This window comes from Micromonospora sp. WMMD712 (assembly GCF_029581295.1).
Classification (GTDB): Bacteria; Actinomycetota; Actinomycetes; order Mycobacteriales; family Micromonosporaceae; genus Micromonospora; species Micromonospora carbonacea.
The window spans coordinates 5,168,995-5,185,800 of sequence record NZ_CP120743.1 but is presented as its reverse complement, the minus strand read 5'-3'; the positions used below and the strand labels follow the sequence as shown (position 1 = coordinate 5,185,800).

General features: G+C 74.5%; 13 protein-coding genes. 9 read left to right on the top strand and 4 right to left on the bottom strand.

Translation table 11 applies throughout. The features are described 5' to 3' along the window. Window positions 1–62: 62 nt before the first annotated feature. Complete coding sequence (locus tag O7633_RS22595; RefSeq protein WP_282323834.1) at window positions 63–1,658, bottom strand: cellulase family glycosylhydrolase; 1,596 nt, start codon at window positions 1,656–1,658, stop codon at window positions 63–65. Window positions 1,659–1,931: 273 nt separating this feature from the next. Next, window positions 1,932–3,281: a hypothetical protein gene (locus O7633_RS22590; protein WP_074475133.1), complete on the bottom strand. Its 1,350-nt coding sequence runs from the start codon at window positions 3,279–3,281 to the stop codon at window positions 1,932–1,934. A gap of 338 nt (window positions 3,282–3,619) precedes the next feature. On the opposite strand from O7633_RS22590, the gene O7633_RS22585 reads away from it, so the two are divergent. The 9 genes from O7633_RS22585 (at window position 3,620) to O7633_RS22545 (ending at window position 15,037) form a co-directional block, all read left to right on the top strand. Beyond that, complete coding sequence (locus O7633_RS22585; protein WP_282323833.1) at window positions 3,620–5,092, top strand: amidase family protein; 1,473 nt, start codon at window positions 3,620–3,622, stop codon at window positions 5,090–5,092. A gap of 295 nt (window positions 5,093–5,387) precedes the next feature. Beyond that, on the top strand, window positions 5,388–6,128 hold the full coding sequence (locus O7633_RS22580) for a nucleotidyltransferase family protein (RefSeq protein ID WP_282323832.1): 741 nt from the start codon (window positions 5,388–5,390) through the stop codon (window positions 6,126–6,128). Next, window positions 6,118–7,668 carry a fatty acid--CoA ligase family protein gene (locus O7633_RS22575; protein ID WP_282323831.1) on the top strand — a complete coding sequence of 517 codons (1,551 nt, stop codon included), beginning with the start codon at window positions 6,118–6,120 and terminating at the stop codon, window positions 7,666–7,668. The genes O7633_RS22580 and O7633_RS22575 overlap by 11 nt, the downstream gene beginning before the upstream one ends. Continuing rightward, window positions 7,665–8,975 carry a nucleotide sugar dehydrogenase gene (locus tag O7633_RS22570; protein WP_282323830.1) on the top strand — a complete coding sequence of 437 codons (1,311 nt, stop codon included), beginning with the start codon at window positions 7,665–7,667 and terminating at the stop codon, window positions 8,973–8,975. The genes O7633_RS22575 and O7633_RS22570 overlap by 4 nt, the downstream gene beginning before the upstream one ends. Continuing rightward, window positions 8,968–9,927 carry an NAD-dependent epimerase/dehydratase family protein gene (locus tag O7633_RS22565; RefSeq protein WP_282323829.1) on the top strand — a complete coding sequence of 320 codons (960 nt, stop codon included), beginning with the start codon at window positions 8,968–8,970 and terminating at the stop codon, window positions 9,925–9,927. Before O7633_RS22570 ends, O7633_RS22565 begins: the two co-directional genes overlap by 8 nt. Further along, the gene (locus O7633_RS22560) at window positions 9,924–10,967 is read left to right on the top strand and encodes a glycosyltransferase family 4 protein (protein WP_282323828.1); all 1,044 of its coding nucleotides are present in this window, start codon (window positions 9,924–9,926) and stop codon (window positions 10,965–10,967) included. The genes O7633_RS22565 and O7633_RS22560 overlap by 4 nt, the downstream gene beginning before the upstream one ends. Continuing rightward, window positions 10,964–12,130, top strand: coding sequence for a DegT/DnrJ/EryC1/StrS family aminotransferase (locus tag O7633_RS22555; protein WP_282323827.1), 1,167 nt, complete (start codon window positions 10,964–10,966; stop codon window positions 12,128–12,130). The genes O7633_RS22560 and O7633_RS22555 overlap by 4 nt, the downstream gene beginning before the upstream one ends. 4 nt (window positions 12,131–12,134) lie before the next feature. Further along, window positions 12,135–13,991 carry a cellulase family glycosylhydrolase gene (locus O7633_RS22550; protein ID WP_282323826.1) on the top strand — a complete coding sequence of 619 codons (1,857 nt, stop codon included), beginning with the start codon at window positions 12,135–12,137 and terminating at the stop codon, window positions 13,989–13,991. Next, entirely contained in the window at window positions 13,988–15,037 is a 1,050-nt protein-coding gene (locus O7633_RS22545; RefSeq protein WP_278131466.1) for an alcohol dehydrogenase catalytic domain-containing protein, read from the top strand. Before O7633_RS22550 ends, O7633_RS22545 begins: the two co-directional genes overlap by 4 nt. Here O7633_RS22545 and O7633_RS22540 read toward each other — a convergent pair whose 3' ends face one another. Both O7633_RS22540 and O7633_RS22535 read right to left on the bottom strand, forming a co-directional pair. Continuing rightward, window positions 15,038–15,712: a LuxR C-terminal-related transcriptional regulator gene (locus tag O7633_RS22540; RefSeq protein ID WP_278131465.1), complete on the bottom strand. Its 675-nt coding sequence runs from the start codon at window positions 15,710–15,712 to the stop codon at window positions 15,038–15,040. Between the two features lie 142 nt (window positions 15,713–15,854). After that, window positions 15,855–16,715, bottom strand: a complete 861-nt coding sequence (locus O7633_RS22535) for a transglutaminase domain-containing protein (protein WP_282323825.1) — start codon at window positions 16,713–16,715, stop codon at window positions 15,855–15,857. Between the last annotated feature and the right edge of the window lie 91 nt (window positions 16,716–16,806).

The following is a 16,806-nucleotide window of genomic DNA, read 5'->3' as shown; positions in this document are numbered from 1 at the left end:
CGGCCGCCGTGGGGGCCGGGGCCGGGCGTCCGTGACGCCCGGCCCGCTGGCTCACGCCCTGCTCAGCTCGCCGTGCAGGACAACGACGGCACGGCGTTGGTGCCGCCCGACGAGCCCAGGAAGCCGAAGGTCGTGCTGCCGCCGGCACCGAGCGAACCGTTGTAGCTGACGTTGCGGGCGGTGACCGTGGCGCCGCTGGTGGTCAGCGTCGCGCTCCACGCCTGCGACACCTGCTGTCCGTTCGCGAACGTCCAGGTCACCGTCCAACCGCTGATCGCCGAGCCGCCGGCGGTCACCCGCACCTCGGCCTGGAAGCCGCCCTGCCACTGACCGGTGACCGTGTACGACGCCGCGCAGGACCGGCTGCCCGTCGGCGGCGGGGTCGTCGGCGGGGCGGTGGTCGGCGGAGCGGTGGTCGGGGGCGGCGTGGTGGTCGGCGGCGTGGTCGGGGTGGTGCTGCCGATGGCGCTCATGATGGCGTCGATGATGCCCTGCTGGGTGACCGTGGCGCTGCTGCGGTTGAACAGCCCGAACCCGTACGCCCCGTTGTAGCCGTTGTCCCAGTAGGCGGTGGCCGCCCCGTACTTCTTGGCGGTGGACACCAGGGTGCGCGCGTAGTCCGCGCGGTACCTGTTGTTCGTCGAGTCGGCCGACGTCTTGTCGACCGAACCGTACTCACCGACGAACACCGGGTATCCGCGCGAGACGAAGGTGTCGCGCACCTTCTTCAGTTGCCCGTCCATGAAGTCCTGCTGTCCCCAGGTCGACTTCCGGGCCGGGTTGGTGGCGGCCGGCCCCCACTGCGTGATGGTGCCGTTCTCCTCGCCGGCGAAGTCCCAGGGGTCGTAGTAGTGCACGGAGATCATGAGTCGCTGCTCGTTGGCGGGGATGGACGACGACCGGTACTGGTCGGTCGGCAGCACGAAGCCGTAGTTGCCCACGGTGTAGTCGATGTTGGTGTTCCAGCCGGGGACGAGCAGCCAGCGCGAGGCGTTGTTCCCGCCGGTCCGCCGGACGGTGTCCACGAAGATCTGGTTGTAGGCGTTGATGTTCGAGTAGCACGGCTGGGTGGGATTGCCGTACTGGCCGTCGAACTCCTCGTTCATGGATTCGAGGATGAGGCGCTCGCCGTAGCTCTGGAACCTGGTCGCGATCTGCTGCCAGACCTTCTGGTACTTGTCCCTGATCGTCGTCTGGTTCGACGAGTCGCAGATCAACCACGAACCGGTGATGGTCTTGTAACCGTCGCCGTGCATGTTGATCAGCACGTACAGGCCGCGCCCGTAGGCGTAGTCCACGATCTCCTGGATCCGGTTCAGCCAGGCGGAGTTGATCGTGTAGTTCGGGGCGGACCCGATGTTTCCCAGATAGGAGACCGGGATGCGGATCGTCTTGAATCCGGCCGCCTTCACCCGGTCGATGAAGGCCTGGGTCACGACCGGGTTGCCCCATGCCGTCTCGCTGGGGATCCCGTTGGCGTTGGCCTCCAGGGCGTTCCCCAGATTCCAGCCCGCCCCCAGGTCGGCGACGAGCTGGGTGGCGTTGAGCTGGGCCATGCTGTCGGCCGACGCGGAACTCGGCAGCACGGCTGCGGTTCCGGCCAGCGCCAGCACGCCGGAGAGCATGGCGAACTGGACCTTCCTGAGGGTGGATCTCACGAGCATCTCCCGTCTTCGAGCCAACCATCACGCTGGGTTGTCGAAGCGATTCGACGACATTCGATTGCCGGCACTGGCAGCCGATGGGCCGCCAAAGGATAGATGCACATTCATCGATGGGGCAAGGTCGCCACCAGCGCTCCCCCGCCGAGGGCCCGGGGGCCCACGGCGGCGACCGGTCGCGGCGACCGCCACCGGCCCGCCGCGGAGTCCCGATCGGGGACGCTCCGCCGGCCTCGGGGCGGCGCGGTGGGCCGCCCCGGGTGCTCGCGCTCAGGTCAGGTCGAGGTCGCGCAGCCGCGCCACCGGCACGTCGAGATCGTCGACGGCCAGGTCGAGCATCCGCTCGACGTGCGCGATGTAGTCGCGCATGCGGGCGTCGGCGTAACGCCGCCGGTCCCACTTCACCTTCAGCAGCGCCTGATCCATCAGGGTGGACGTGTTGACCTCCATGCCGGCCCCGCCCGCTCCGGCCGGCATGCTGGCCCACTCGTAGTGGTCCGACTGCACCGCGTGCTCCTCGACGGGCTTGCGGGCGGTGTCCCAGTCCGTCGTCGGCGACTCCCAGTGGCTGAAGGTGAAGACCGGACGTCCGCCGATGCCGGCGCGGTCGAACTCCTCCTCGACCCGGCGCGGGTCGAACCGGCCGTGCCGCAGGCTCTGCGCGAGGCGCAGCGTGAGCCGGTCGCGCACGGTGCGCAGGGAGTCCTCGGGCCGCAGGGTCTCGCTGAGCGCGCCCCACTGCATGGCCAGGCCGACGAAGGACTCCGCCTCGGGGGTGGCCCGGTTGCCGACGACGATGGTGACCCACGCGCCGTCGGTCCCCCGGACCCGGCAGAACGCGATCAGCGCCAGGGCCAGGACGAGCGCGGCACGGGCCAGGCGGGAGTCCGGTCGGCTGCGGGCCAGGGCCCGCAGGAGCTTGCGGCTGCGCAGCCGACAGCCGTCCACGGTGGGCTCCGGGGCCGTCCCGCGCGGGTCGCTCAGGCCCCGCTCCTCGGCGCGGCGTGCGGTGGAGACGAGGTAGCGGACGTTACGCGCGGACAGCTCCGCGCCGCGCTCGCCGCGCTCGAACTCGAGGATGTCGTAGCAGGTCCGCTGGATCGGCGCGCCCTGCTGACCGCGCAGGACGGCCAGGAAGGCGGCGACCAGTGCGCCGGCCCCGCTGGCGTCGACGAAGGCGTGCGCGACCGAGATCTCGACGTCGCCACCGGTGTCCACGGGCGGCACCACGATCATCAGGTTCCCCGCGTCGGGGTCGGTCACGAACTGGCCGATCCGCCGGCCGGCGTCGAACAGCGCGTCGGTCACGAAGTCGAAGCACCACACCCCGAGCCGCTGCACCCCGTCCAGCACCACCGGGTCGTCGGGCGCCAACACCTCCTGCCGTAGCTGCCCGTCGACGCCGCGGCGCAGCCGCGACCGCAGCGGCGGGTAGCGGCGCACCAGTTCGCCTGCCACCGCCACCGTGTCGGGCACCGTGAGGCCGGGCCCGACGGGCACCGGGAGGCTGAGCTCGTAGCGCCAGGCGTCGTTCTCGTCCAGCGGCGGCGGACCGGCCATCCACTGCTGCTGGGCCCAGGTCAGCGGGAACTCCCCCGTGCCGGCGTCCGATGGCGACATGTCTGACGACCTCCTGTGTGGGTCGGTGGACCAGGGCGGGGGAAGCGGCCGGCGACCTGTGGCTGGCGCCCGAGCAGCACCCGCACCCGGCTCACCGCCCGCGCCCGCCGGTGGGGCGGCCCGGCCGCAGTCGTCGCGCCATCTCCCGGACAGTAATCGGCGGTCAGGGCTCAGGTCAGTGCGCAAACGGCCATGCCCGTTCTTCCGGCTCATCTGTCGTGGGACTCCGGCGCAGAACGGTGCACAATTCGCCGGGACCAATGTCGACGGGCGGGTGAAACGGCCGGGAATGCGTCGGGCGTCGCGCACCGACTCGCCGCGGACCGAGCCGAGGTGTGATGGACGACGAGCTGTGCTGGTGGCCGGCCCGACAGGTGGCGCGGGCGATCGCCGACGGGCAGCTCTCCGCCCGGGAGTACCTGCGCGCGCTGCTGGCCCGGATCGACCGCTACGACGGCGCGCTCGGGCTCGTGGTGACCCGCAACGAACGTGCCGAGGCCGAGGCGGCCGCGGCCGACGAGGCGGTGGTGCGCGGCGACCCGCTGCCGCCGCTGCACGGCGTGGCGATGACGGTCAAGGACAGCTTCGCCACCGCCGGGCTGCGTACCACCGGCGGCCTGCTGCCCGACTTCGTCCCCGACGAGGACGCGGCCGCGGTGGCCGGGGCCCGGCGCGCGGGCGCGATCATCCTCGGCAAGACCAACCTCCCCCGCGCCTCGCGCGACCTGCAGGCCTACAACGAGCTGTTCGGCACCGCCCGCAACCCGTGGGACCCGACGCTGACCACCAGCGGCTCCTCCGGTGGGGCCGCGGGCGCGCTGGCGGCCGGGTTCACGCCGCTGGAGATCGGCTCGGACGTCGCCGGGTCCATCCGGATCCCGGCCGGGTTCTGCGGCGTCACCGGTCTCAAGCCGACCTTCGGCACGGTCTCGATGTACGGCCACGTGCCGCCGATGCCGTTCAACCGGGCCCTGCCCGACATCGCCATGGTCGGGCCGCTGGCCAGGGACGTCGACGACCTGGAGATCCTGTTCGACGCGATCAGCGGCCCGGACCCCTGGGACCGGCCCGCCTGGCGGCTGAGCCTGCCCCCGGCCAGCCGGCCGCGCCGGGTGGCGGCCTGGTTCGACGACCCCTACTGCCCGGTGGACGGCGAGGTGCGGGCGGCGGTGGAACAGGCCGCCGACGCCCTCGCCGGGACCGGGGTCGCCGTGCGGGCCACCAGCCCGCTGGGGATCCGGCTCGAGCAGAGCGACCAGATCTTCCGCAAGCTCATCGCGGGCACCGCGATCGACGACATCTCCGGCGAGGAGGCCGAGCTGATCGCCGCCGGCATGCGGCCGCCCACCGGCGTGCTCGGCGGCGAGCACGTCCACCAGAGCCACCGCGACTGGGTCGTCGCCAACGAGCTGCGCACCCGGATGGGCCTGCGCTGGCGGGCGTTCTTCAGCCGCTACGACGCCCTGCTGCTGCCGGTCGCGCCGAACACCGCGCCGGCCCACGACCACCGCCCGTTCGCCCAGCGCACCATCACCGTCGACGGCCAGCCGCGGCCGTACTGGGACCAGCTGGTGTGGGCCGGCGTGACCGGCATGTGCTATCTGCCGTCGGTCGTCGTCCCGGTCCGCCTGGACGCGCGCGGCGTGCCGATCGGGGTCGCGGTGGCCGGCCCCCGCCTGGGGGACCGGACGGTGCTGGAGACCGCCCGGGTGCTGGCCCGGACGCTGGGCCCGATCGGCCGTCCGGCGCTGGGGTCGGGACCGTCCGCGACGCCACCGGACGGTGCGCGCCGCGAGTTGGCGGCCGGCTGAGCCGCCGTACCATCGCCTGTTCTCCGCCCGCCGACGGGCCGGTCCACCGTGCCCGTCGCGCGGCGCGCCCGGCCGCGTCGACCGTGGCCGTGTCCTGTCAAGCCCGGTCGGCCGGATCGCCGGCGCACCTTCGGCTATGGCTGGGATGTGCGGTTGTTGGCGCGCCCGGACGAGCATTTCGGGCCGACCGTAACCGATCGAAAATTGCGTTCGTGCCGAGGTTCGGAAGAACTGCCGACGATCGCTTGCGCTGATCGTCGCCGATTCCCGGCCGACCCGATGAGTGGGAGTTGATGTGCGCGCAATCATCTTCGCCGGGGGCAAGGCGCGGCGCCTGCTGCCGCTCACCGCGGAGCGACCGAAGATCCTGATGGACATCGGGGGCCGGCCGCTGCTCGACATCCTCCTGCGGCAGCTGCGCGGTTACGGGGTCGAGCGGGTCACGCTCTGTGTGTCGCACCTGCAGACGGCCATCCGCGAGCACCTGTTCGGGGCGATCCCGGCGGGCATGGTGGTCGACTTCTCGGTGGACGCCCAACCCCGGGGCACCGCCGGCCCGTTGCTGCTGGTCGCGGACTGGGACGAGCCGGCCCTGGTGCTCAACGGCGACGTGCTCACCACCCTGGACTTCGCCGACGTGCACCGGGTGCACCGGAGCAGCGGCTGCGCGATGACGATCGCCTGTCGGCAGACCGAGGTGACGATCGACTCCGGTGCCCTCGAGATCGCCGACGACCGGGTGTGCCGGGTGACCGAGAAGCCCCGGGTCCGGGTCGACGTCAGCATGGGTGTCTACGTCGTCGACCCGTCCGTGCGCTCGTTCATCGCCGCGGAGTCGGTGGTCGACATGCCCGACCTGATCACCTCGCTGATCGGCGCGGGCCGGCCGGTCGGGGCCTACCGGTTCACCGGCAGCTGGCACGACATCGGCACCCCGGGCCGCTACGAGCGGGCGGTGGCCGAGTTCACCGACACCCCCGAGGTCTACCTGCCCGGCGTCGACCGGGACGAGTTCCGGGTCTCGCATGCCAACTGACCGCCGCCCGGCGTACGCGCCGCACGCCGACCACGACGCCGTCGCCGCGCTGCGGGAGCGGCTGACGGCCCACGCCGACGAGCGCCCGGACGCCCCGGCCGTCCGCTGGCGTACCGCCGCCGGCTGGTCCGGGACGACCTGGCGGGAGCTGGCCGCGACCGCGCGGCGGGTGGCCGCCCGCGCGACCGCCGAGCTGCCCGCCGGCCGCGCGGTCGTGGTGGCGACGGTCAACACCGGCGCGCACGCGGCCGTGCTGCTCGGCCTGCTGGCCGCCGGGTTCGACGTCGTCCTGGTCGAGCACGACAGCTCCTACCTGGCCGACCCGTTGTCCGCGGTGTACGCGGCCCGACCGGGCGCGGTGGTGGCGGCGGTGGACGGCCCGCGGCCCGCGGCGACGGGGGAACTGCGCCGGCTGGCCGTCGAGGACCTGGTCGCCGGCGCGCCGCAGGCGGAGTGGCCGGACCGGACGTCCGGTGCGGCGACCGTGCTGCAACTGACCTCCGGATCGACCGGCGAACCCCGGATGGCCGCGGTCCCGCTGGGAGCGGCGCTGCGCGGGGGCGCGCTCTACCGGGACCTGTTCGACCTGGACGAGCGGGACACGATCCTGGCCGCCGTGCCGCTCGCGCACTCGTTCGGGTTCGTCGGGGCGCTGTGCGCCGCGGTGCTGTCCGGCGGCACGCTCGCGCTGCTGGTGCGGTTCACCGGGCGCGGCCTGGTCGAGGGGCTCGACGCGGGCGCGACCGCGCTGCTGGCCACGCCGTTCGTGTACGGCCTGGTCCCGGACCTCCTGCACGGGCGGGTCCGGCCGGACCGGCTGCGGGTCGCCCTCTGCTCGGGCGGGCCGCTCACCCCGGCGGCGGCCGGGGCGGCCGGCGGTCGCCTCGGCTGCCCGGTCCGCCAGATCTACGGCTCGACCGAGACCGGGCTGATCGCCTGCCAGTCCGGCCGGTCCCGGCCGTGGCCGGCCGAGGGGGTCGGCGGCTTCGTCCCCGGCGTGCGGTGGCGGGTCGAGCCGGTCCGGGGTGCCGACGCCGGGCGTCTGCTGGTGCGGACCTCGACGATGTTCACCGGCTACGTCGGCCGGGGCGGGGCCGAGGCGCTGCGCCCGGACGGCTACTACGACACCGGCGACCTGGTCGACGTCGACGACGCCGGGGACGTGACGATCGTCGGCCGCAAGGCGACCTTCATCAACGTCGGCGGCCGCAAGGTCAACCCGCGCAGGCTGGAGCGGCTGATCGGTGAGCTGCCCGGCGTGCGCGCGGTGCACGTCTGCGGGCTGCCGGACGCCCGCGGCAACGAGGAGATCCACGCCGTCGTCGAGCTGACGCCCGGCACCGACCCGGCGGCGGTGGTCGCCGGCTGCCGGCAGCGGCTGACCGCCTACGAGGTCCCGCACCACGTCCATGCCGTCGACCGGCTGCCGCGCACCGCGCTCGGCAAGGTCGCCGCCCCCGCGCTGCGGGACCTGATCGCCGGTCGGGGCGCCGGTGCGCCGGGCGGCACCACCGCCACGAGGAGGAGTACCCGAACATGACCACACCCCCGCCAGAGGTCGCCGTCGTCGGACTCGGCTACGTCGGCCTGCCGCTCGCGGTCGCCCTGGCCCGCGCCGGAGTCCGCGTCGTCGGAGTGGACGTCAACCCCGACGTCCGGGACGCGGTGACGCGCGCCCGGCCGCCGTTCTTCGAACCGGGGCTGGCCGAGGCGCTGGCCGCGCTGGACGACGGCGCGCTCACCGTGGCCGACCGGCTGCCCGACGCGACGCCCGACGCGGTGATCATCTGCGTGGGCACCGCGGTCGACCCGGCCACCGGCCGCTGCGACCTGGGCCCGCTGCGGGCCGCCGTCACCGCCGCGGCCGCGCGGATCACCCCGGACACACTGCTCGTGGTACGCAGCACCGTGCCCGTCGGCACCTGCCGCGATCTCGTCGAGCCGGCCATGCGACGGGTCACTGCCTCCCCGCTGCTGGCCTTCTGCCCCGAACGGATCATCCAGGGCTCGGCGATGGCCGAGCTCGCCTCGCTCCCGCAGATCATCGGGGGCCTGGACGACGCCTCGGCCAAGCGCGCCGAGGCCCTGTTCGCGGCGGTCTGCCCGGACCGGGTGCTGGTGTCCTCGCTGGAGGCCGCCGAGATGATCAAACTGATCTGCAACGCGCACACCGACCTGATCTACGGGTTCGGCAACGAGGTGGCGCTGGCCGCCACGGCCTTCGGCCTGGACGCCACCGAGCTGATCGCCTCCGCCAACCTCCGTTACCCCCGGCCCGACCTGTCCCGACCCGGCTTCGTCGGCGGAAGCTGCCTGACGAAGGACCCGTACCTGCTGATGCACAGCGCGGCCACGGCCGGCCACACCGAGATGCCGATGGTCGCCGCGGCCCGGCGGACCAACGAGCGCGTGCCCGGCCACGCGGTCGAGCGGGTGGTCGCGGCCCTGACCGACCCGGACCCCGGCCGGCTCGCCGACGCCAAGGTCCTGGTGTGCGGCATCGCCTACAAGGGCCGCCCGGAGACCGACGACGTGCGCGGCAGCGCCGCCACCGACGTCGCCGCCCTGCTGCGCGGCCGGGTACGCACGCTGGCCGGCCACGACCCGATCGTCCGCCCGGAGCGGATCGCCGAGCTCGGCTACCGACCGGTCGGGCTGGACGAGGGGGTGGCCGACGCCGACGCGGTCGTGCTGCTGTCCGACCACCCCGGCTACGCCACGCTCACCGCGGACAGGCTGCTGGGCCGGATGCGCGGCCGCGGCGTCGTGTTCGACATGTGGGGCCTGCTCGACGCCGAGCTCACCGGCGTCGAGGGCCTCACCTACCTGCGGCTCGGCCGTGGCTGACCGGGCCCTGGTCACCGGCGGGGCCGGGTTCATCGGCCTGCACCTGGTGCGACGACTGCTCGACGAGGGCGTGCAGGTCACCGTCCTGGACGACTTCTCCCGTGGCACCGACGACCCCGAGCTGCACGCCCTCGCCGGCGACGTGCAGCTGGTCCGCCACGACCTGACCACACCGCTGCCCGCGGACCTCGACCGGTGCGACGCCGTCTACCACCTGGCCGGGGTGGTCGGCGTGCAGCGGGTCACCGACCGGCCGGTGCACACCATGCGCACCAACGTGCTGGCCACCGTCTCGCTGCTCGACTGGTGCGCCCGGACCCAGCCGAGCGTGCTGTTCCTCAGCTCCACCAGCGAGGTCGGCGACGGCGCCGCGACCGCGGGGCTGGCCGAGCTGCCGGTCCCGGAGGACGCGCCGTTCGTGCTGGGCGAGCCGCGATCGCCGCGCACGTCCTACGCGTTGAGCAAGCTCGTCGCCGAGTACCTGTTCCTGCACGCCGGCCCGCCGGGCCGGGTGCGGGTGGCCCGCTTCTACAACGTCTACGGCCCGCGGATGGGCAACGAGCACGTGGTGCCGCAGCTGATCGAGCGGGCCCTGGCCGGCACCGACCCGTTCCCGCTCTACGGCGGGCAGCAGACCAGGGCGTTCTGCCACGTCGACGACGCGGTCGAGGCGGTGCTGCGGCTGTGCGCGTTGCCTGAGCCGGACCCGCTGGTCGTCAACATCGGCAACGACCGGGAGGAGGTCGAGATCCTCGACCTCGCCCGACGGATCTGCGCCCTCGCCGGGCTGCGCCCCGAGTTCGCCGTGCGGCCGGTCCCCGGCGGCCCGCGCCGCCGGCTGCCCGACCTGACCCGGCTGCGTGGGCTGACCGGCTACGAGCCGGCCGTCACCCTCGACGCCGGGCTGCGGGCGACGTTCGACTGGTACGCGGCGCACCGGAGCGCGTCGTGAGCCGGGTCCTGATCGCCTTCGGCGGCTACGGCGGCGAGTGGAGCGGGGCCGAGCGGATGGCCTGGAAGACCGCCGAGCACCTCGCGGTGCACGGGCACACGGGCGCCGTGCTGACCGACTCGCTGCCACCGCAGCCGCCGGACGCCGGCCCGTGGCCGCGCATCACCGACCCGCGCGAGTTCGGCCGCCCGGACGTGGTCCACGCCTTCGACCTCGCCCGCCCGAAGCAGGTGGCGGTGGCGCTGAGCACCGCCACCGACCTCGGGTGCCCGTTCGTGCTCACCCCGGCGACCGCCGTCGAGCTCTGGCCCGATCCCGAGCTGGGGCGGGCGGCCTGCCGGGCGGCCGCCGCGGTCTACGTGCTGACCAGGGCCGAGGCCGACAACGTCGTCGCCGCCGGAGCGGACCCGGCGGCGATCCGGTACGTCCCGCAGGCCCCGCACCTGGACGGGGCGGTGGACCCGAGCGGGCTGCGGGCCCGCTTCGCGGGGGCCACCGGAACCGTGCTGTTCCTGAGCCGCCGGACCGCGTTCAAGGGCTACCCGGTGCTGCTCGCGGCCGCGCCGCTGGTCCGGCGCAGCCGCCCGGGGACGGCGTTCTGGCTGGCCGGGCCTGGTGCGGACGGCCCGGCCACCTCGGCCGCCGACGGGCTGCACGACTTCGGCGTCGTCGACGCCACGGTCAAGCACGAGCTGCTGGCCGCCGCGGACGTGCTCTGCCTGCCCTCGACCTCCGACGTGTACCCGCTGGTCTTCGTCGAGGCCTGGGCCTGCGGCACGCCGGTGGTCAGCGGCCCGTTCCAGGGCGCGCGCGAGGTGGTCCGGCACGGCGTGGACGGCCTGGTGGTCGACGCCGAACCCGGCGCGCTGGCGGAGGCGCTGGCCGGCCTGCTGGCCGACGAGCCGAGACGCCGCGCGATGGGCGCGGCAGGCCGCCGGCGCGTCGGACGGGAGAACACCTGGGCGCAGGTGGCGGCCGCGGTGGCGGCGGGCTACCCGACGGAGTCCGCGCGGCTCCCGGTCGCCGGCGGTGAGCGGTGACGGCGGCGGGCACCACGACGGATGCCGCGGTGCGGCTGGCCGACCCGGTGATCGGCCAGGAGGAGATCGACGCCGTGGTCGCCGTGCTGCGCTCCGGCTGGCTGTCGGCCGGGCCGGTGACCGAGGCGTTCGAGCAGGAGTTCGCCGCGGCCCACGACGCCCCACAGGCGGTGGCGGTGAGCAGCGGGACCGCCGCGCTGCACCTGGCCGTCGCCGCGCTCGACCTGGGCCCGGGCGACGAGGTGATCATCCCTGCGCTGGGCTTCGTCGCCGCCGCCGAGGTCGTCGCCCTGCACCGGGCCACGCCGGTGTTCGCCGACGTGCGCGCGGCCGGGGACCCGGTGCTGACCGCGGCCGAGGTGGAACGGCTGATCACCCCCCGGACCCGGGCGGTGATCACCGTGCACTACGCCGGCTACCAGGCCGACATCGCCGCGCTGGCGCGGCTGTGCCGGGCCGGTCGACTGCGGTTGATCGAGGACAGCGCGCACGCGCCGGGCGTGTGCGTGGCCGGCCGGATGCTGGGCACCTGGGGCGACGTCGGCTGCTTCAGCTTCCACGCCACCAAGAACGTCACCGCGGGCGAGGGCGGCATGGTGCTGGCCCGCGACCCCGCGCTGCTCGACCGGATCCGCCGGATGCGCTCGCACTCCATCGGCACCTCGCCGCAGCAGCGGATGACCGGCGGGTCCGGCGGCTACGACGTCGCCGACCTCGGGCTGAACTACCGGCCGACGGACCTGACCTCGGCGATCGGCCGGGTCCAGCTGGGCCGGCTCGGCGTCGACCGCCGGATCCGACGGGCGCTCACCGCCGGCTACCGCGACCTGCTCGGCGCGCTGCCGGGGCTGGTCGTGCCGTTCGCCGACCGGGGGGCCGAGGATTCCGCACACCACCTGATGCCGGTCGTGCTGCCCGCCGGGACCGACCGCGGGCCGGTACGCGCCGCGCTGCTCGCCGCGGGCGTGCAGACCTCGGTGCACTACCCGCCGATGCACCGGCTCAGCTACTACGCCGCCGCGGCCGGCCCGTTGCCGGTCACCGACGCCATCGCCGACCGGCTGCTGTCGCTGCCGTTGCATCGCGGGATGGGTGAGGACGACGTGCGGCGGGTCGTGCACACCCTGGCGGCCGCGCTGCGCACCCCCGCGCGGGAGGGCTGACGCGATGACGTTCCGCCTGCACGAGGGCCGCCTGCTGCGTGACGGCGAGCCGTTCACCGCCCTCGGGGTCACCTACTTCCCGGTGCGTGCCGGCTGCCGGCTGTGGGTCGACTGGGATCCCGACGTCGTCGCGGCCGACCTGCGCCGGATCGCCGACGCCGGCCTCAACACCGTCCGGGTGTTCGTCTTCTGGCGCGACTTCCACCCGGAGCCCGGGCACGTCGACGCGCAGGCGCTGGCCCGGCTGCGCCGACTGGTCGAGCTGGCCGACGCCGCCGGGCTGAGCTGCGTGCTGTCGGTGTTGACCCTGTTCATGAACGGCCAACTGCTGGACCTGCCGTGGCGGGGCGGGCGCAGCCTGTGGCGCGACCCGGAGATGCTGGCGGCCCAGGAGACGTTCGTGCGGGCGGTGGCCGCCACGGTCGCCGACCGCGCGAACGTCCTCGCGCTCGACCTGGGCGACGAGATCTCCAACGTGGACCCAAACGAGGCCGCGACGCTGACGTCGGCCGAGGTCGCCCACTGGTACGGACGGCTGGTCGGCGCGATCCGGCAGGTGGCCCCCGAGGTGCTGGTCTGCCAGGCCAACAACGCGCTGACCGTGCTCGGCGGGTCGGCCTTCGGGCCGGCCACCGGCCGGGTCCTCGACCTGCTGGCGGTGCACGGGTTCCCGCTCTGGTCACCCGGGCACATCGAGTCCACGCTGTCGCCGAAGGCCACCCAGCTGCCGGCGTTCCTGGCCCGGCTGGCCGGCGCGTACGGGGTGGCCCTGGTCGACGAGCTCGGGACCTACGGCGCGGGCGACGAGGTCGCCGCGGCGTACCTGCGCGCCTCGGCCGCCTCGGTGCTGGCCAACGGCGCGGCCGGGGTGATCGTGTGGTGCTGGCAGGACAGCACCTCCACCGCCGAGCCCTACGACCGACGCCCGGCCGAGCGCATGGTCGGGCTGCACCGCGCCGACGGGACGCCCAAGCCGGCCATGGCGGCCTACCGGCAGGTCGTCGACGCCGCGCCGGCGCTGGTCCGCACGGCCGGACCGGCCAGGGTCGCGGTGTGGCCGGTGACCGGGCGGCCCGCCGGCGGCGGGTCCTACCTGGACCCCCACCGCGACGCCGTCTCGCCGTTCTTCGCCTACCTGTTGCTCAACCGCCTGCACGTGGACGCGGACGTGGTGGCGGCTCCGGCCGCCGGGCACCGCCTGCTGGTCTGCCCCTCGGTCGACCAGGTGACGCTTGCCGACCTGGAGCACCTGCGGGCCGCCCTGCACCGGGGCGCCACCGTGTACTACTCGCTGGGTGACCACCTGCACGGCTTCCCGGGGGCGGAGCTGGTCGGCGCCGAGATCGTCGACTACGACCTGACCGGCCGGGACCGGCAGGAGATCCGCTGGGACGGCGAGGTGCTGCCGGTGAACTGGGCCGTCGCGGGCGCGGTGCCCACCACGCTCCGGGCGACCTCCGGCCGGGTGCTGGCCGCGTACCCGGACGGCACGCCCGCCGTCGTGGTCAACGCCGTCGGCGCGGGCCGGCTGGTGTTCACCAACGTCCCGTTCGAACGCCAGCTCGACGCGGCCGGGCGGTTCGCGCTCGCCCCGTGGGAACGGTTCTACCGGCGGCTCACCGAGCTGGCCGGGGTCGGTCCCGTCGTGCGCTGCTCGGACCCGGAGGTCGAGGTCGTGCCGGTCGACGGCGGCGTCGCCCTGGTCAACCACCGCGACCGCGCGGTGACCGTGCGGGTCGGCCGCGACGGCGACGACCCCGACGCGGATCTGGTCGTCGACCTCATCGAGAAGGGCTGGACCGTGGCACGACTCCCGATGACCCCCCGCAGGGCGGCCTCGACCACGGTGGGCATGGCGTGAGGGGGGTCGTCTACCGCGGCCCACGGCACGTCGAGGTCGTCGACGACCTGCCGATGCCCCGGCTGGAGTCCGAACGCGACGCCGTCGTGCGGGTCACCCGCGCCGCGATCTGCGGCAGCGACCTGCACCCCTACCGCGGCGAGATGCCCGGCTTCGCCCCGGGCACCGTGCTCGGGCACGAATTCGCCGGGGTGGTCACCGAGCGTGGGTCGCAGGTGCCGTTCGCGGTCGGCGAGCGGGTCGTCGCCTCGTACCTCATCGGCTGCGGCCGGTGTCCGCGGTGCGCGCGCGGCTGGCACTACCACTGCCCGTCGGCGACGCTGTTCGGCTACTCCACAGTCGTCGGCGCCGCCGTCGCCGGCGGGCAGGCCGAATACGTCCGGGTGCCGTTCGCCGACGTCGTGCTGGGGCCGGTGCCGGCGGCGGTCACCGACGAGCAGGCGCTGTTCGCCGGGGACGTCCTGGCCACCGCCCACGCCGCGGTCACCGACGCGCACGTCGGGCCGGGCCGCCTCGTCGGGGTCGTCGGGGCCGGGCCGGTCGGGCTGATGGCCGCCCTGTGCGCCGCCGAACTGGGCGCCACGGTCGTGGTCTGCGACGTCGACCCGGCCCGGCGGGAGCGGGCCGGCGCGCTGGTGCCGGCGGTGGTGGAGCCCGAACGGCTCGCCGCGACGATGCAGCGGATGCGCGGCCGGGACGAGGCTGCGGTCGTCATCGAGGCGGTCGGTTCCGGGGCGGCGCTGGCCTGCGCGGTCGACGCGGCGGGGCCGCACGGCACGGTGCTGGTCGTCGGCGCGCACGGCGCCGACGACGTCGCCTTCCCGGCCGGCCGGGCGTTCGTCCAGGAGCTCACCCTGCGGTTCGCGGTGGGGAACCCGATCCGCTCCCGCGACCCGGTGATGGCGCTGCTGCGCGCCGGTCGGGTCGACCCGAGCGCCCTGGTCTCGCACCGGCTGCCGCTGGCCGAGGCGGCCCTCGGCTACGAGCTGTTCGACACGCGGGTCGCCGACAAGGTCATCCTGCTGCCGTCGGCGGACCCGTTCTGATCACCGGACCAGCCCGGACTTGATCGCGTTGACCACGGCCGCGGTGCGGTTCGGCGAGCCGAGCTTGAGCATCAGGCTGGCCACCAGCCGCTTGGCCCCGTGGCTGGAGATGCCCAGGCGTCCGGCGATCTGCTTGTTGCTCATGCCCTCGGCCATCAGCCCCATCGCCTCGCTCTCCCGGGCGGTGAGCCGCGCCGGGTGCGTCGGCGTCGACAGCTCCACCCGGGCCTGGTCCATCAGCTCGCGGGCCAGCCGGTCGGGCACGTGGGTCTGCCCGGTCGCGGTCCGGTGCAGCGCCTCGCCCAGCCCGTCCGGCGTCAGGTCGGCCAGCAGCACGATGCCGTCGGGCGGGCGCGCCGCGACGCCGAACAGCTCCTGGACGCCGCTGCCGTCGTCGACCAGGACCAGGACCCTGGCCCCGCCCCCGGCCACCGACAGCGCCGCCCTGCCGGCCGAGCTGGTGACCAGCAGGACGTCGACCCGTCCGGTCGCGAGCGCAGCCTGGGCCTCGGCCACACCCAGGTGGTAGGAGACCTCGGCGACCCCCGGCAGGTCGGTCAGGATCGACTCGAGACCCCGTCGGGTGACCTCGTTGCCGACCAGCACGGCCACCCCGATCGGGGCCGGGACGTCGGCGGGCCGTACCGTTTGATTGATCGAGTCCGCATTCGCCATGTGACCGTCTCCCGAATCGTGTCGCTCCGGCTTCGACTCATGATCCCGTGACCAGGGTCGCTCTCCGGGCGGCCAACCGGAAGATCCGGACGAGCGCACGGATGACCCTGCGCGAACGGCTATGGCGTCGACCGTCGACGGTTCAGCGCAGCCGGACCACGCGGGGCGGCTGGCCGTAGGGGGAGTACTGGGTGACGGCGTCGCCGGGGTGCAGGCGCGGGTCGTCGCGGTAGCGCCGGGCCAGCTCGCGCTCGGCGGTGTCGTCGCCGGCGTCGGCCCGCACGAGCAGCTCGGCCAGCTCGTCGACCAGCGGGTCGTCGACCTGGTGCGCCGCGTCGCCCCAGGCGTCCCAGAGCAGCAGCTCGTCCTTCTGCCGGTGGGCGAGCTCGGTGACCACGCAGTCGCGGATGAACCCTGGCCCACCCAGCTCCGACTCCGGGGACACCCGGTACAGCTCGGCGTCGGTCTCCCCCGACCGGTGGGCCAGCCAGACCTGGGCCGCCGTCCGGAACGGTGCGGACGGCCCGGTGGGCATGTCCTCGACGTCGAACTCGACCGAGCCGGGGGCGAACTCGGGGTCGACGCGACGCCACCGGTCGCCGGCCCGGTACTCCGCGACGACGTGGTCCAGGAAGTAGCCTTCGGCCAGGTAGGAGGCGAACCCGACGCGGCTGCGCGCCGCCACGCCACGGTCGCGCAGCGCGCCGACGACGAACAGCACGTGGTCGCGGCAGCAGCCGGCGACCTTCTCCGCGGTCGCCCTCGGCGTCGTCAGCGGCCCCGGATGGCGCTCCTGGTCGAGCTCCAGGATGGCCTCCAACCAGCGGCTGTGAATCTCGTCGTGCCGCGCCGGGGGCAGCTCGGGCAGCTCGATGCGATAGTGCGCGATGACGTTGCGCGCGGCCGCGCAGATGCGCGGCACCTCGCCGCGCAGCTCCGCGAACAGCGCCCGGTGGCGGCCGGGATCGGAGTAGACGCTGTGCACGGACCAGCTGCTTGACATGCACGTCCTCGGTCGGCGCGGGTGTTCGGGCGGGCGGGAGCCGCCCCGCCAGGGTAGCGGCCCCACCGCAGCCGAGCCGCCGGTGTCGGAT

Excerpts from the sequence above, each read along its gene's own strand:
- O7633_RS22590 (WP_074475133.1), bottom strand. The coding sequence starts at position 3,281 with ATGTCGCCATCGGACGCCGGCACGGGGGAGTTCCCGCTGACCTGGGCC.
- O7633_RS22585 (WP_282323833.1), top strand. The coding sequence starts at position 3,620 with ATGGACGACGAGCTGTGCTGGTGGCCGGCCCGACAGGTGGCGCGGGCG.
- O7633_RS22575 (WP_282323831.1), top strand. The coding sequence starts at position 6,118 with ATGCCAACTGACCGCCGCCCGGCGTACGCGCCGCACGCCGACCACGAC.
- O7633_RS22570 (WP_282323830.1), top strand. The coding sequence starts at position 7,665 with ATGACCACACCCCCGCCAGAGGTCGCCGTCGTCGGACTCGGCTACGTC.
- O7633_RS22550 (WP_282323826.1), top strand. The coding sequence starts at position 12,135 with ATGACGTTCCGCCTGCACGAGGGCCGCCTGCTGCGTGACGGCGAGCCG.
- O7633_RS22540 (WP_278131465.1), bottom strand. The coding sequence starts at position 15,712 with ATGGCGAATGCGGACTCGATCAATCAAACGGTACGGCCCGCCGACGTC.
- O7633_RS22535 (WP_282323825.1), bottom strand. The coding sequence starts at position 16,715 with ATGTCAAGCAGCTGGTCCGTGCACAGCGTCTACTCCGATCCCGGCCGC.